The sequence below is a fragment of the Methylobacterium sp. 190mf genome (assembly GCF_900107945.1).
Classification (GTDB): Bacteria; Pseudomonadota; Alphaproteobacteria; order Rhizobiales; family Beijerinckiaceae; genus Methylobacterium.
The window spans coordinates 192,700-207,702 of record NZ_FNVI01000010.1; the positions used below are offsets into that span (position 1 = coordinate 192,700).

Below are 15,003 nucleotides of genomic sequence, written 5' to 3' on the forward strand. Positions count from 1 at the left end.
GACCGCCCGCCACGCTCACTTCTTGGTCCGCTGCTGGAAGACCCGCAGCACCTGATTGCCCCGCGCCACGGCGTCGTCGAGGGCCCGCTGCGGCGCCTTCGCGCCGTCGAGCGCCGCCTCCAGTTCCTCGGCCCAGATGTCCCGGATCTGCAGCATGTTGCCCAGACGCAGACCGGCGGTGTTGCGTGTCGGCGGCCGCCGGGTGAGTTCCTGCACGGCGACGTGGAGCTGCGGGTGCCGCTCGAAGAAGCCCTCCGCCACCGCGTCGTCGTAGGCGGCGCGCGTGGTGGGGATGTAGCCAGTGTTCCGGTACATCGCGGCCTGCTGCCGCCCGTCCATCAGGAAGGCCAGGAACCGGGCGACGCCGCGGTACTCGTCCGCTGTCTTGCCCTGCATCACGTAGAGCGAGCCGCCGCCCAGGATCGCGTTCTGCGGCTCCGGCACGACGTCGGGATAGAAGGGCATGGGCACGACCGTCCAGTCGAACCGGGCGGCGGTGGCGACCTTGCCGTACAGGCTGGACGAGGTGAGGAAGATCGCGCAGTCGCCCGAGACGAACCGGCTCTCGCCGCGATTGACGCGGTCGTTGTACTCGAACACGCCCGCGCGCTTCAGGTCGACGAGGTTCTGCAGGTGGCGGACCTGGAGCGGGCCGTTGAAGACGAGTTCGGCATCGTAGCCGTCCAGGCCGTTGGAACGGGTCGCGAGCGGCCGGTCGTGCCAGACGGACAGCTGCTCGAGATGCACCCAGGTCGGCCAGGCGGAGGACAGGGCGCACCGCTTGCCGTCCGCCGCCTTGAGCCGCCGCGCGGCCTCGAAGACCTCGGGCCAAGTCGCCGGGGGCTGCTTGGCGTCGAGTCCCGCCAGACGGAACCGGTCGCGGTTGATCCACATCACCGTCGAGGAGACGTTGAAGGGGAGCGACAGCATCCCGCCCTCGGCATCCCGATAGTTGGTGGCGACGACCGGCAGGAAGTCCTCGGGCGTCACCGAGAGCCCGGCCTCCCGCATCACGGTGGCGACGGATCTGACGGCGCCGACGGCGGCCGCCATGGTGCCGTTGCCGACCTCGAAGACCTGCAGCAGGTGCGGCGCCGCGCCGGTGCGGTAGGCCGTGATGCCGCTGCTGATCGTCTCGGCGTAGGAGCCCTTGTAGACCGGCACGACCCGGTAGTCCGGCTGGGAGGCGTTGAAGGTGTCGGCGAGGCGGGTCACCAGCTCGCCGTTCGGCCCGTCCAGGGCGTGCCAGAACTGGATCTCGGTGAGGGCCGCGGCGGGCAGCGGGCGCAGCGCGGCGGGCAGCCCGACGAATAGCCCGACGAGCAGCGTCATGAGCAGGCCGGCGCTCGGCAGCCTCGAGCGGCCGACGCCGCGCCGGATGGGTTGCGTCGCGCCGCTCATGCCAGCCGCTCCGGTAGCCACAGCCGCAGCACCGTGCCGGCACCCGCGCTGCTCTGCAGTTCGACCCGCCCCTGGAGGCGGTTCACCACGAGGTTGTGGACGATGTGCAGGCCCAGGCCCGTGCCGCCGCGGGCGCGGGCCGTCGTGAAGAACGGGTCGAACACGCGGCCGAGGTCGGCCCCGTCGATGCCGCGCCCGTCATCGGCGATGGAGAGGCCGATGCCGTCCCCGGACCGGATCCCCGTGATGGTGATGCGGCCGCCCTCCCGATCCTGGAAGCCGTGCTCGATCGCGTTCTTGACGGCGTTCGAGACGACCTGCGCCAGGATCCCCGGCAGGGTGTCGACGACGAGATCGGGCGGGCAGTCGACCTCGAAGACGTGGCGGCCCGGCCGCGCCAGGGCGCGCAGGCTCTTCAGGAGCTCGTCGATCCAGTCCGCGAGGTTCAGCGGGCGGCGGTCCTCGATGGCCTGATCGGCCGCCACCTGCTTGAAGCTGTAGAGGAGATCGGCCGCGCGCATCAGGTTGCTGGTCAGGAGCTGCGCGCCCTCCCGCATCCGCCCGGCATACTGGGTCAGCCGCGACCGGGAGAGCTGGTTGTCCCCGACCATGCGCGCGAACGCCGCCGAGTCGGACTGGACCTGCGTCGCCGTGGTCAGGGCGATGCCGAGCGGGGTGCTGATCTCGTGCGAGACGCCCGCCACGAGCTGCCCGAGCGAGGCGAGCCGTTCGGCGCGGATCAGGTCCTCCTGGGCCTGCCGCAGGGTCGTGAGCGCGTCGTCGGCGCGCTGGGAGGCGTTGCGCCGGTCCGCTTCGCGGCGGCGGATCTGCTCCAGGAACGCGTTGGTCGCCCTGGCGATGTCGCCGAGTTCGTCGCGTCGGGTGAGCAGGTGACTGTCGCGGCCGATATCCTCGGGGGCGGGCGCGGCGGCGGCGGTGACGATGCTGTGCTGGAGCGCGTGCAGCGGCCGGGTGATCGAGCGCGCCACCGCGGCGGCGGCGCCGATCCCCAGGCACAGGGCGCCGACCGCCCCCACGACCAGCAACTGCCGGATCACGCTGCCGAACTGGTCGGCATCGTCGATGAAGGCCCGGCTCAAGGTCTGCGCGTTGGCGCTCATCGTGGCGGCGCGGCTGTCCATGTCGGCGATGGTCTCGTTCTGCTCGCCGATCTTCCCGATCGTCGCGGCGAGCTGCGTGCGCCACCCGTCGATCGCCTCCGCCATCTCGTCCCGGATGCTCACCGGGATGAGCAGCGTCCGAGACGTGCCCGACAGCTCCGCGCCCGCCTCCAGCACCCGCGACGCTTCCGCAGTATCCCGGCGCGCCAGGGCCGCATCCGTCCGCCGGGCCAGGCGCAGGGCCGTGAGGGCGATGTCCTGGGCGGAGAGCTCGGCCTCGTTCGAGAGGACCGAGTGACGGATCAGGAGCGCGACCTCCTCGTACAGCCGGTTCTGCCGGGTGACGTTCACTTGGACGAGCTGGTCGCACCACTCGACCAGGACGCGGCCGGCCTGGGTCGCGCGGGTCAGCTCGAAGCCCTCGGAGAGCACCCTGTTGAGGCCGTCCTCGGTCCGGCTCCGGTCGCGGTACGCCTTCAGGAGCTTTGTCGCCCGGTCCGCCGCCCCCGCCTCGCCGTCGACCCGCAGGACGCGGCGTAGCCGGTCGCCCACCGCATCGAGCTGCCGAAGGTCGGCGGCGAGCTCATCGAACTCGATCGGGAAGACCGGGCGACCGATGCGCGCCCGGTTCAGCTCCGCGGTGCTGATCGCCTCCCGGAGCTCCCGGAGAGCCGTGACGACGCCCTGGTTCCGCTCCAGCTCGGCATCCTTGACGGCCAGGACGGCGATCAGCTGAGCGTTGTCCTGCTGCTGGCGCCGGCGCGCAACGTCGGTCAGGGCCACCAGGGCGTCCGCCCGCCGGGCCATATCGGCGATCGTCGCGTTCGCGGTCCGCTCGGAGAGCAGGAGCGAGCGCATGCGCGTCACCTGCGAGTTCAGATCGCCCGTGACGGTCGCCACGAGAGCCGACTGGCCGCGCGTGCGCGCGAGACCCTCCAGGCGTTCGAGCTGCCCGGCCGCCGTGGCGGCCCGCTCGTCGAAGCGACGCTCGGCCTCGTCCCGCCGCGCGGTGCCGCCGCTGACGGCATCCGCCCGCGCCCGGTTCATCGACGTCAGCGTCTGTGCGGTCTCCGTCGCCACCACGGCGCCGGTCCGGGCCCGCTCGGCCTCGTAGAGCAGGATCCAGGCGCCCAGCGCGATGGCGGCCGCGACGAGAATCGGGATCGCGCCGACCACGAGGACGCGGCGCGCGATCCCGGACCTCCCCAACCCGCGGATCATCGCGCCGCGCACCGTGTCCCGCGCCCCGTCACCCGTCCCGCTCCCCGATCCATCGCTGATTCCGCGACGACACAGTCCGTTATTGTGCCATCGGCGCGATGACTTCCCGAGAGCGCTGAAGCAACACGGGACGCAATATTCCCGCAGCACCGCTTGCGTAGATACCGCCCCGCACAACGGTCCTCGAAGGCCGAATGAGGGGAAACACCATGCTCGACGTCATCGCCCGCCTCCTGCTCTCGGCCGGCATCATGGTCGGCACGACCTACCTGCCGGCGCTCTCGCAGGCCGTCACCGGGCAGCCGGCCGGCACCCGGAGCTACGCCGCGGACGCGCCCGCCTGCCCGGTCAAGCCCGCGATGGCCGGGATCCGCGCCCGGTCCTGCCTGGGCTGACCGGTATGGAGACGCTTCCTCTGATCCTGCTCGTCGGCGGGAATGTCCTGCTCGCGATCGTGATCCCGCTCCTCGTCTGAGCGCGCCGCGATCATGCTCCGCGAGGCCGCCGGAAGGCCGGTCGACCAGGGCCCGCCGCGAACCGCCGCCGCGGTCGGCAGTTGCCCGCCGGTGAGGCCTCGATTAGCCGGTCGATGCGGCCGGCTCGGGCCGCGCCCCGTGTCACGATGCGCCGCCGCCCATGCCCGCGTCTCCAAGCCTCGCCCGGGACCGATCCCGCATCGCGGCCCTCGCTCTGGCGACGCTGATCGGCGTCGGCGATCCCCGCCCGGGCTGGTCCCTCGACATGCCGGACAGCCCGCGTCCCGCCCGGCCGTCCCGGCCGGTGCCGCCGGAGCTGGCCGCGGCCCTCGCGGCCTACAGGACCTACGTCGTGGCCCAGGCCGACGCCTTCGTGCGCGAGACCGCGCGCTTCGTCGCGGCGATCCAGGCCGGGCAGCTCGCGGAGGCGCGCCGGCTCTACGCCCCGGCGCGCGCGCCCTACGAGCGTATCGAGCCGGTGGCGGCCCTGTTTCCCGAGCTGATCAAGCGTCTCGACGTGCGCAGCGACGAGTTCGAGCTGCGCGAGCGCGATCCCGCCTTCGTCGGCTTCCATCGGCTGGAGATGGCGCTGTTCACCCTCGGCACCACGGAGGGGCTCGGCGAGGTCGCGGAGCGGCTCACCGCCGAGACCGTGACCCTGCGCGACCGACTCGCGGCGCTCGCCATCCCGCCCGCCCGGGCGGTCGGGGCGGCCTCGGCCCTGATCGAGGGGATCGCCGCCACCAAGATCAGCGGCGAGGAGGAGCGCTACAGCCGCACCGACCTGTGGGACTTCCAGGCCAATATCGAGGGCTCGAAGGTGGTGTTCACGCTCCTGCGGCCGCTGCTGACGGACCGGGACTTCGTGGCCCGGGTCGAGCGCAGCTACAAGCGGGTCGAGGACCTGCTCGCGCGCTACCGCAGTCCGGACGGCGGCTTCCAGAGCTACGACAACCTTACCGCCCGGGACCGCAACGCCCTGAAGGGGCCCATCACCCTTCTGGCTGAAGATCTGTCGACGCTGCGTGGCCGGCTCGGTCTAGACTGATATCATTGCCGAGGTGCCGCGCTGTGGCCTCTCTTCGTGGCTAAAGGCGGCAGCGCGACCAGATTTTGCCGAGCGACGATGCGCTTCCTTTCACCGGTTCCCACCCGCCGCCGGTTTCTCGGCGGCCTCGGCGCCGCCGCGCTCCTCGGGCCCGCCCGGGCCGAGGACGCGACGCCGACCATCGCCACGGAAGGGACGCTCGTCGCCCAGCCCTTCTACGGCCCCCACCAGGCCGGGATCGTCACCCCGCAGCCGGCCGCCGCCCTGTACGTCGCCTTCGACGTGCTGGCCGAGCGGCGCGGCGAGCTGCCCCGCCTGTTCCGGACGCTCACCGAGCGCCTCGCTTTCCTGACGCGCGGCGGTGCCGTGCCCGATCTTCACCCGCAGCTCCCGCCGCGCAATTCCGGCATCCTCGGGCCGACCATCCTCCCGGACAATCTCACCGCCACCGTCTCGGTCGGCGCGAGCCTGTTCGACTACCGGTTCGGCCTGGGTCGCGCCCGCCCGCGCCATCTCGGGCCGATGGAGCGCTTCCCCAACGACGCCCTCGACCCGGCGCAGTGCCACGGCGACCTGCTGATCCAGTTCTGCTCGAACACCGCCGAGACCAACATCCACGCCCTGCGCGACGTCATCAAGGCGACGCCCGGCCTCCTCACGCCGCGCTGGAAGATGGAGGGCTTCCTCCCGCCCCACGTGGTGAAGACCATGGGGGCCGACACCGTGCGCAACATGCTCGGCTTCAAGGACGGCACCGCCAACCTCGACGTGCGGGACCTCCGGATGATGGACCGTTACGTCTGGGTCGGAGCGGGGCAGGACGAGCCGGCCTGGACGACGGGCGGAAGCTACCAGGTCGTGCGGATCATCCGCACCCTCGTCGAGCGCTGGGACCGCACGCCGCTCGGCGAGCAGGAGGCCATCATCGGGCGGCACAAGGGCAGCGGCGCGCCGCTCCGGCAGGGACACGAGCGCGACGTCCCCGACTACGCCGCCGACCCGGACGGCGAGGCGATCTCGCTGGCGGCCCATATCCGTCTCGCCAATCCGCGCCTGCCGGGCACCGAGGGCAGTTTGATCCTGCGCCGCAGCTACAACTATTCCCGCGGGCTTACCGCCGCCGGCCAGCTCGACATGGGCCTGCTGTTCGTCTGCTACCAGGCCGACCTCGCCGCCGGATTCGTCACCGTGCAGAACCGTCTGTCCGGCGAGGGGCTCGAAGAGTACATCCGCCCGATCGGCGGCGGCTATTTCTTCGCTCTGCCCGGCGTGCCGGGGCCCGGCTCCTTCCTCGGGGAAGGAATGCTGGCCACGACCTAGACGGCGTCGACGCGGATTCCGGCTCGGACCACCGCCCCCGGATGCTGCGCCCGGGGCGCCCGAGAGACCGGCCGCCCGCGGGACCGCTCCCGCGCTCAGTCGCCGTCCGTCTGCCCCGCGATCAGGGCCATGCGGACGAGTTCGGAAAGGCTGCCGGCCTGGAGCTTGGACATGACGTTCGCCCGGTAGATCTCCACCGTCCGCGGGCTGATGCCGAGATCGAGGCCGATCACCTTGTTGGCCTTGCCGGCGATCAGTCCCTCCAGCACCTGCCGCTCGCGCTCGGTCAGTTCGGCCAGGCGCGCCCGCACCGCGTCGCGCTCGGACGCGCGCTTGGCCGTCCGGTCCGAGCGCGCCAGGGCCGAGCGGATGCTGGCGAGGAGCACCTCGTCGTCGAACGGCTTCTCGATGAAGTCGACCGCGCCGGCCTTCATGGCCGCGACCGCGAGGGCGACGTCCGCGTGGCCCGTCATGACGATGACCGGCGGCAGGCTACCCCGCTGACGGAGGCGGTGCAGGAGCTCAACGCCGTCGATGCCGGGCATGCGCACGTCGGTGACGACGCAGCCGACGCGCTCGGATTCTGCCGCCAAGAAGGCGGTCGCGGAATCGTGGACGCGGACGGTCAGCCCGTCGGTCGCCAGCAGGAAGGCCAGCGCCTGACGCACCGCGAGATCGTCGTCCACGATGTGCACGGGCGCGTCACTCGACATGAGCCATCTCCTCGCGGTCGAAGGTGCGCAGGGTGAAGCGGAAGGTCGTCCCGCCGTCCGGACCGGGTCCGGCCTGGATCTTGCCGCCGTGGGCCTCGACGATCGTCCGGCAGATCGACAGGCCGACGCCCATGCCGTTCGCCTTCGTCGTCACGAAGGGCTGGAAGAGCTGCTCGGCGATCTCGGGCGCGATGCCGGTCCCGGTATCCGACACGCGCACCTCGACCAGGCCCTCGGCGGGCAGCGCCCGCGTGGCGACGGTCAGGTCGCGCCGGGCGACGTCCTGCATGGCCTCGATCGCGTTGCGGATGAGGTTGAGCAGGACCTGCTGCACCTGGATCCGGACCGCCATCACGAGGGGCGCGTCCGGGTCGAGATCGAAGCGGACGCGCACGCCCTTCTCCTTGGCGCCGACGAGGGCCAGGGCGCTCGCTTCCTCAATCAGCTTCGGCAATCCCTCGATGTGGCGCTCGCTCTCGCCGCGCGACACGAAATCCCGCAGGTGCCGGATCACCTGCCCGGCTCTCAGGGCCTGGTCGGCCGCTTGATTCACCGCGTCGGCGAGCAGGGGCACCTCGGGACCCTCCATGCGCCCGAGGAGGCGGCGGCAGCCCTTCAGGTAGCTCGCGATCGCCGTCAGGGGCTGGTTGATCTCGTGGGCCAGGGTCGAGGCCATCTCGCCGAGGGCGGTGAAGCGCGACATGTGCACCAGCTCGGACTGCAGCTCCTGCAGGCGCGTCTCGGTCTCGTTCCGCTCGGTGAGGTCCCGGATGAAGCCCGTGAAGTAGCGCTCGCCGCCCGAGCGCATCTCCCCGACCGACAGCTCCATGGGGAAGGTGGAGCCGTCCTTGCGCTGGCCGACCACGACGCGGCCGATGCCGATGATCCGGCGCTCGCCCGTCCGGAGGTAGCGGGCCATGTAGGCGTCGTGTTGGCTGCGGTACGGCTCCGGCATCAGCACGCTGACGTTCCGCCCGACCATCTCGTCCGAGCCGTAGCCGAACTGGCGCACGGCGGCCGCGCTGAACGACTTGATCTGCGCCTGCTCGTCGATGACGATCATCGCATCGGGGACCGTGTCGAGGATCGAGCGCAGGTGCGCCTCGCGCGCCCGCAACTCCTCGTCGGCCTGCTTCTGCGCGTGGATGCTGAAGACCACGCCCCGGTGCCGGCACGGCCGGCCGCCGGCATCGACCTGCACGCGCCCGCGCGAGCGCAACCATTGAACGCGTCCATCGGGATGCACGGCGCGGAAGTCGATCTCGTAGCTTCCGCCGTCCGTCAGCGCGTGCCCGATCGCCGCCGCCCGGGCGGCGCGGTCGTCCGGGTGAACGCGCGCTTGGATCTCGTCCAGGGTGGTGAGACGGTCCGGCGGCACGCCGAACAGGCGGATGCAGGACGGGAGGATCGTGACGCGCCCGGTCGGGATGTCGAGGGCCCAGCCGCAGATGCCGGCCTCGTCCAGCGTCAGCCGCAGGCCGTCGGCGTCGAACGGGCCGCCGTCGCCGGTGGCGGGCGCGTATGGGTGTTCAGGCGTCGTCATGTCAGTCGCGCGCGGGGGGACGGCACCGTCATCCGTCCGGGTCGTCGGCGCCCGTCTTACACCGCCGGTTGCATCAGCAAACAGCCGGGGGGCGCGCGTGCGCGCCGCAGCGGCTCACGGCGTCGCCGTCGCGCCCTGCTTCCGCGCGGTGACTTGCCGGAGCAGGCGTCCGAGCTGCTCGGCCGAGTAGGGTTTGTGCAGGACCGAGAATCCGTGCGCGCCGTCCTGCGCGAGGACGTGGCTGTAGCCTGAGGCCAGGAGCACCGGAAGCCGCGGCATCCGGCGCCTGAGTTCCTGCGCGAGGGCCAGCCCGCCCATTCCCGGCATCACCACGTCCGAGAACACGACGTCGAACTCCGTTCCCTCGGGTCCGAGCCGGTCCAAGGCTTCCTCGGCATTCGCCGCCCAGGTGGTCTCGTAACCGAGATCTTCCAGAATCTGCGTGGCGAAGGTGCCGACCTCGACGTTGTCCTCCACCACCAGAACGCGCTGGCCGGAACCGATGGGGGAGGCCGGCTCCGCGGGGGCGACGGCGGCGTACGGCGCGGACTCGGCCGCGACTTCGGGCAGGTAGAGCGTGAAGGTCGTCCCCGCGCCGAGCACGCTCTCGACCGCGACATCGCCGCCGGACTGCTTCGCGAAGCCGAATACCTGGCTCAGGCCCAGGCCCGTCCCCTTGCCGACCTCCTTGGTGGTGAAGAACGGCTCGAAGATCCGGTCCAGCACGTTCGGGGCGATGCCGGAGCCTGTATCGGTGAGCGCGATCGCCGCGAACGGCCGCGCACTCGCCGCGTGCCCGCGGATCGCCGGCAGAGGGCAGGTGCAGGTTAATCGCAGCGTGAGGGTGCCCTCGCCGTCCATCGCGTCGCGCGCGTTGACGGCGATGTTCACCAGCGCCGTCTCGAACTGGCTCAGGTCGGCGCGCACGGCGCAGGAGACTTCCGGGATCGCGGTGACGACCCGGATCCGCGCGCCCGTCACCGTGTCGAGCAGCTCGGCCACGGCCCGCAACCGGTCGCCGAGGTCGAAGACCTGCGGGTCCAGGGTCTGGCGGCGGGCGAAGGCGAGAAGCTGGCCGGTCAGCTTGGCGGCGCGATCGACCGTGTCGGACACCGCGTCGAGGTAGCGGGCCTTGCGCGCCTCGGGCAGCTCGGGCCGGCGCAGGAAGTCGACAGACGAGCGGATGATGGTGAGCAGGTTGTTGAAGTCGTGCGCCACGCCGCCGGTGAGCTGGCCCACGGCCTCCATCTTCTGCGACTGGCGCAGCGCCTCCTCGGTCTTGAGCAGCTCTCCGGTGCGCTCGGCGACACGGCTCTCCAGGGTCTCGTTCAGCTCGCGCAGGCCGTCTTCCGCCAGCTTGCGGTCGTGGATGTCGGTCGATGTCCCGAACCAGGCGGTGATGCTCCCCCCGGGATCGCGCAGCGGTTCGGCCCGGGCCATGTACCAGCGATACGCGCCGTCGTGCCGCCGATAGCGCACCTCGATCTCGTAGGTGACGCCCCGCTCGCGCGCGTCCGCCCAGACCGCCGCCGTCCGCGCGCGATCGTCCGGATGCACCGCCTCGATCCAGCCATCGGGCAGTGACGCCTGCGTGTCGAGGCCGGTATACGCGCACCAGCGGTCGTTCAGGTAATGCAGCCGGCCGTCCGGCGAGGCGAACCAGACGAAGGCCGGCACGACGTCGGTCAGCGTGCGCAGCCGCGCCTCGGCCTCGCGGCGCTCGTCGATGTCGATGACCGAGCCGAAATAGCCGAGGAACGCGCCGTCGGAGGCGAACCGCGGCGACGCGGCGTCGAGCGCCCAGCGGTACCGGCCGTCCCCGTCCCGGAGGCGGTATTCGAGGCGGAACGACGCCCGGTCGGCGTTCGCCGCCAGGAACACCTGCTCGGAGTGGGCGCGGTCGTCGGGATGGATCGCGTCCAGCCAACCGAGGCCGAGCGCCTCGGCCTCGGCCTGCCCGGTGAACTCGTACCAGCGCCGGTTGAGGTAGATGCACGCCCCGGTCTCGTCGGTGATCCAGGTCATCACCGGCGCGTCGTCCGCCATGGCGCGGAAGCGGGCCTCGCTCTCCCTGAGCCGCGCGTCGGCCTCGTGGCGGAACGTGACGTCGCTGGCCATCCCGAACCACTCGGTGACGGTCCCGTGCCGATCGATCAGCGGCACCGCGCGCGACAGCGTCCAGCCGACGCCGCCGTCGGCGCGCCGAACCCGGTGCTCGAGTTCGAACAGGCCCTTGCGGCTGACCGCGTCGTTGACGGCGGCCATGACCTCGGGCCTGTCGGCCGGATCGACGTAGCGGTCGAGCCAGCGCACGCTCGGCTCCGCCATGTCGGACAGGAAGCCGCGGCCGTGGAGCTGGCGCATCTCCTGCCAGTCCGGGCTCATGCGGTAGACCACGTCGGAGGTCGCGTGGACCAGGGCGCGGAGCCGCGCCTCGCTGAGCCGCAGGCTCGCCTCCGCGCCGACACGCTCGATATGCGCCCAGCAGCGCTCGGTCGCTTCGCGGATGAGCGCGAGCTCGGCGCGCGACCAGCGGTGAGGCCGCGCGTGGTGGACGGCCATCAGGGCGGCGAGCCGTCCGTCCTTCACCAGCGGCATGCAAATGGTGGCCGCGATCCCGATCGCCCGGAAGGCCTCGGCCTCGCGCGGGGCGAGCTCGGCGGCGTTGTCGTTGATGATGAGCGGCCGGCCGGCATTGAGTTCCTGGACGGCCAGGACGCCGAAATCGGCGAGGCTGTAATGCCCGAGGATCGAGGGCGCCGTCGGCACGTGCCAGTTGCCGCGGATGGTGAAGCCGTCGCCGTCCGGATCCATGTCGGCGTAGGCGCAATTCGACAGGTTCAGGTGTGCGCCGACGCAGCGCGTGGTGATCTCCAGGATCGTGCCGGCGTCGCGGGCGTTCGCGGTTGCCTGGCCCAGCTGGTCGAGGAAGCCGAGGCGGCTCTCGTTCTCGGCGATCCGACGCTCGCTGAGGACGCGCTCGGTGATGTCGCGCACCGTCGCGAGCGTGCCGATCGGCGTCCCGTCGTCGTCCAGGATGGGCGTGTAGTCGAGGTCCATCCAGACCGTCTCCGGACGCCCGTGTCGCCAGAGCTCCAGTTCCTGGGCGCGGAAGCTGAGCGGGCGACCGGCCAGGCCGCTGGCGATCACGTGCGCGTTGAAGGCGCGGGCTTCCGGCCAGAGTTCCAGGAGACGCCCGCCGAGGGCCTCCGGATGGCGCGGGCCGCAGACCTCCGCGTAGCCCCGGTTGTAGACCAGGATCCCGTCGCTTCCCCAGATCGCCACCGTCGGGACCGGCGAGAGCAGCAGCGTCTGGACGATGGTCCGGACGGGCGCGGGCCAGGAGGCGATGGCCCCGAGCGGCGTCGCCGCCCAGTCATGACCGCGGATCAGGTCGCCGAGATCCCCGCCTCCGACCGGAGACCAGTTCTGCGGGACGGCCGCGCGCGTCATCGATGCGAATACCGAAACCGTTCCATCGCGGCGCTTGTCGGCGCGCGGGCGCGCATCGTCAACATCCGCCGGGCCGGGCCGCGGGGTCCGGACGTTTCCTCCCGGAGGTGAATCCGCTAGGCGTGAAGGCCGGTTCAGAGCGCGCCTTCGCTTTTCGGCATCGTTCGCGCGTTCGCACCGAAACCGGTTTCGTTTTCGCCGCGCGGAGGTCTGAAGGCATGCTCTCGGAGCGTCAGAACGCGATCATGGACGTCGCCCGGACCGAGGGGCGCGTCTCGGTCGATGCCCTGTCCGGCCGGTTCGCGGTCAGCGTGCAGACCATCCGGAAGGACCTGAATGACCTCTGCGACGCGCGCCTCCTCTCGCGCATCCACGGCGGGGCGGTGCTCGGCGCGGGCGCCGAGAACCTCGACTACGAGGCACGCAACGCGATCGCGGCGCCCGAGAAGGCGGCGATCGCGCGCGCGGCCGCCGACCTGATCCCGGACCGCTCCTCGCTGTTCATCAATATCGGCACCACCACCGAGGCCGTCGCCCGGGCGCTGCTGAGCCATTCCGGCCTCATGGTCATCACCAACAACCTCAACGTCGCGCTCGCCCTGCGGCCCAGCCCGGAGATCGAGTGCATCGTGGCGGGTGGCCTGATCCGCCGCTCGGACGGCGGGATCGTCGGGGAGGCGGCGGTGGATTTCATCCGCCAGTTCAAGGTCGATTTCGCGGTGATCGGGGCCTCGGCGATCGACGAGGACGGGGCCCTCCTCGACTTCGACTATCGCGAGGTCCGGGTCGCGCAGGCGATCATCGCCAACGCGCGCCACGTCGTGCTGGTCGCCGATTCCACCAAGTTCGAGCGCAGCGCGCCGGTTCGGCTCGCCCAGCTCAGCCAGGTCGGCACCTTCGTGACCGATCGCTGCCCCAGTGACACGCTGCGCGACCTGTGCCGCGCGTCCGGAGTGCGGCTCGTCGAAACCGGTCGCTGAGCGTATTGGTTTCGATTGACTTTCCTTTGGTTTCGTATTCAATTCCTCTGCTTTCGCAGCCGCGCGTCCGACGCCGCGGCACGAGAGGGGGAGGATCATGCGGACGTTCGACGTTGCCGTCATCGGCGGGGGGATCAACGGCTGCGGCATCGCGCGGGACGCGGCCGGCCGGGGATACTCGGTGTCGCTGACCGAGCAGAATGACCTGGGCAGCGGCACCTCGTCATGGTCGACCAAGCTGATCCACGGCGGTCTGCGCTACCTGGAGCACTACGAGTTCCGCCTCGTGCGCGAGGCACTGGCCGAGCGCGAGGTGCTCTGGGGGATCGCGCCCCACATCGTGCGCCCGCTGCGCTTCGTCCTGCCGCTGCACGCGGGCCTGCGCCCCGCCTGGCTATTGAGGATCGGCCTGTTCCTCTACGACCATCTCGGCGGCCGCAAGCGCCTGCCCGGCACGCGCCCCGTGGACCTCTCCGGCCCCATCGGCGCCCCGCTCAAATCCGAGTTCCGGCGCGGCTTCGAGTACTCGGACGCGCGCGTCGACGACACGCGCCTGGTGGTGCTCAACGCGCGCGACGCCGAGGCGCGGGGCGCCGAGATCGCGGTGGGGACCCGCGTCGTCTCGGTCCGGCGCGAGGGCGATCTCTGGCGCATCGTCCGGCGCGAGCTTCGGACCGGCCGCGAGGAGGAGATCGCCGCGCGCTTCCTCGTCAACGCGGCCGGCCCCTGGGTCGACCGGGTGATCCAGGGCCCGCTCGGCCGGAGCGAGGCCAAGCACGTGCGCCTCGTGCAGGGCTCGCACATCGTGATGCGCAAGCTCTACGACCACGACCGGGCCTTCATCTTCCAGAACGCGGACGGGCGCATCATCTTCGCGATCCCCTACGCGAACGACACGACGCTCGTCGGCACGACGGACCGTGACTTCTCCGGCGATCCCGCCGACGCGGCGATCACCGAGGAGGAGATCGCCTATCTCCTGAGCGCCGCCAGCGAGTACTTCGCGACGCCGCTTCGCCGGGAGGACATCGTCTGGACCTTCTCGGGGGTGCGCCCCCTCTACGACGATCACGCCTCCGCGGCGCAGGAGGCGACGCGCGACTACGTGCTGAAGACGGACGGCGCGGCCGGCGAGGCGGCGGTGCTGAACATCTTCGGCGGCAAGATCACCACCTACCGCAAGCTGGCCGAGGATGCCCTGAAGGAGATCGGTCAGCGCCTCGGGGCGCGCGGCCGCTCGTGGACCGGAGGCGCCGCGCTGCCGGGAGGCGACTTCGCGGTGGACGGGGTGGCCGAACTCGAGGCGCGCCTCGCCCGCACCGCGCCCCGGCTCGGCGCCGCCACGGTCCAGCGCATGGTGGCCGCCTACGGGACGGACGCGCTGCGCATCGCCTCGAATCTGGGACCCGATCTGGGACACGGCCTCCACGAGGGCGAGCTGCGCTGGATGATGGACCGGGAATGGGCCCGCACCGCCGAGGACGTTCTCTGGCGCCGGTCGAAGCTCGGTCTCGCCTTCTCGCCCGACGAGGTCGCGGCGCTCCGAGCGCGGATCGCGTCCATGACCGGCCGCACCGACGGCGCGATGGCCGCCGCCGTCTGAGACCGGCAAGGACGCAGCGAGACCGAGAGACGGCGACCCGGCCGAGCCGGAGAGGCGCCGCATCACAGGAGGAAACGATGCCGCGACCGGACCATGCCGTCCACCATCGCCACAGGTCGAGACC

The 15,003-nt window shown here is 71.5% G+C and carries 10 protein-coding genes; 5 read left to right on the forward strand and 5 right to left on the reverse strand.

All coding sequences use genetic code 11. The annotated features are described in order from the left end of the window. Positions 1-15 precede the first annotated feature (15 nt). Complete coding sequence (gene ugpB, locus C4T42_RS14260; protein WP_020093138.1) at positions 16-1,401, reverse strand: sn-glycerol-3-phosphate ABC transporter substrate-binding protein UgpB; 1,386 nt, start codon at positions 1,399-1,401, stop codon at positions 16-18. Further along, positions 1,398-3,743, reverse strand: a complete 2,346-nt coding sequence (locus C4T42_RS14265) for a HAMP domain-containing sensor histidine kinase (RefSeq protein WP_026604924.1) — start codon at positions 3,741-3,743, stop codon at positions 1,398-1,400. The genes ugpB and C4T42_RS14265 overlap by 4 nt, the downstream gene beginning before the upstream one ends. A gap of 209 nt (positions 3,744-3,952) precedes the next feature. Between C4T42_RS14265 and C4T42_RS14270 the strand changes: the two genes are divergently transcribed. The 3 genes from C4T42_RS14270 (at position 3,953) to efeB (ending at position 6,587) form a co-directional block, all read left to right on the forward strand. Next, complete coding sequence (locus tag C4T42_RS14270) at positions 3,953-4,138, forward strand: hypothetical protein (RefSeq protein ID WP_020093140.1); 186 nt, start codon at positions 3,953-3,955, stop codon at positions 4,136-4,138. A 241-nt stretch (positions 4,139-4,379) separates the two neighbouring features. Next, on the forward strand, positions 4,380-5,267 hold the full coding sequence (efeO, locus tag C4T42_RS14275; protein WP_020093141.1) for an iron uptake system protein EfeO: 888 nt from the start codon (positions 4,380-4,382) through the stop codon (positions 5,265-5,267). Positions 5,268-5,345: 78 nt separating this feature from the next. Continuing rightward, positions 5,346-6,587, forward strand: coding sequence for an iron uptake transporter deferrochelatase/peroxidase subunit (gene efeB / locus C4T42_RS14280; RefSeq protein WP_020093142.1), 1,242 nt, complete (start codon positions 5,346-5,348; stop codon positions 6,585-6,587). Positions 6,588-6,682: 95 nt separating this feature from the next. Here the strand turns inward: efeB and fixJ are convergent, their stop codons facing one another. The 3 genes from fixJ to C4T42_RS14295 all read right to left on the reverse strand — a co-directional run bounded on the left by fixJ (position 6,683) and on the right by C4T42_RS14295 (position 12,296). Further along, positions 6,683-7,300 (reverse strand): response regulator FixJ, encoded by a 618-nt coding sequence (gene fixJ, locus C4T42_RS14285; RefSeq protein WP_020093143.1) that lies wholly within the window; start codon positions 7,298-7,300, stop codon positions 6,683-6,685. Further along, entirely contained in the window at positions 7,290-8,843 is a 1,554-nt protein-coding gene (locus tag C4T42_RS14290) for a PAS domain S-box protein (RefSeq protein ID WP_020093144.1), read from the reverse strand. The genes fixJ and C4T42_RS14290 overlap by 11 nt, the downstream gene beginning before the upstream one ends. A gap of 114 nt (positions 8,844-8,957) precedes the next feature. After that, a complete protein-coding gene (locus C4T42_RS14295; protein ID WP_103985260.1) occupies positions 8,958-12,296 on the reverse strand; it encodes a PAS domain S-box protein in 3,339 nt (1,112 codons plus the stop codon). A 218-nt stretch (positions 12,297-12,514) separates the two neighbouring features. On the opposite strand from C4T42_RS14295, the gene C4T42_RS14300 reads away from it, so the two are divergent. Next, positions 12,515-13,276, forward strand: a complete 762-nt coding sequence (locus C4T42_RS14300; protein WP_020093146.1) for a DeoR/GlpR family DNA-binding transcription regulator — start codon at positions 12,515-12,517, stop codon at positions 13,274-13,276. 97 nt (positions 13,277-13,373) lie between these two features. Next, the gene (glpD, locus tag C4T42_RS14305; RefSeq protein WP_103985261.1) at positions 13,374-14,879 is read left to right on the forward strand and encodes a glycerol-3-phosphate dehydrogenase; all 1,506 of its coding nucleotides are present in this window, start codon (positions 13,374-13,376) and stop codon (positions 14,877-14,879) included. Positions 14,880-15,003 lie beyond the last annotated feature (124 nt).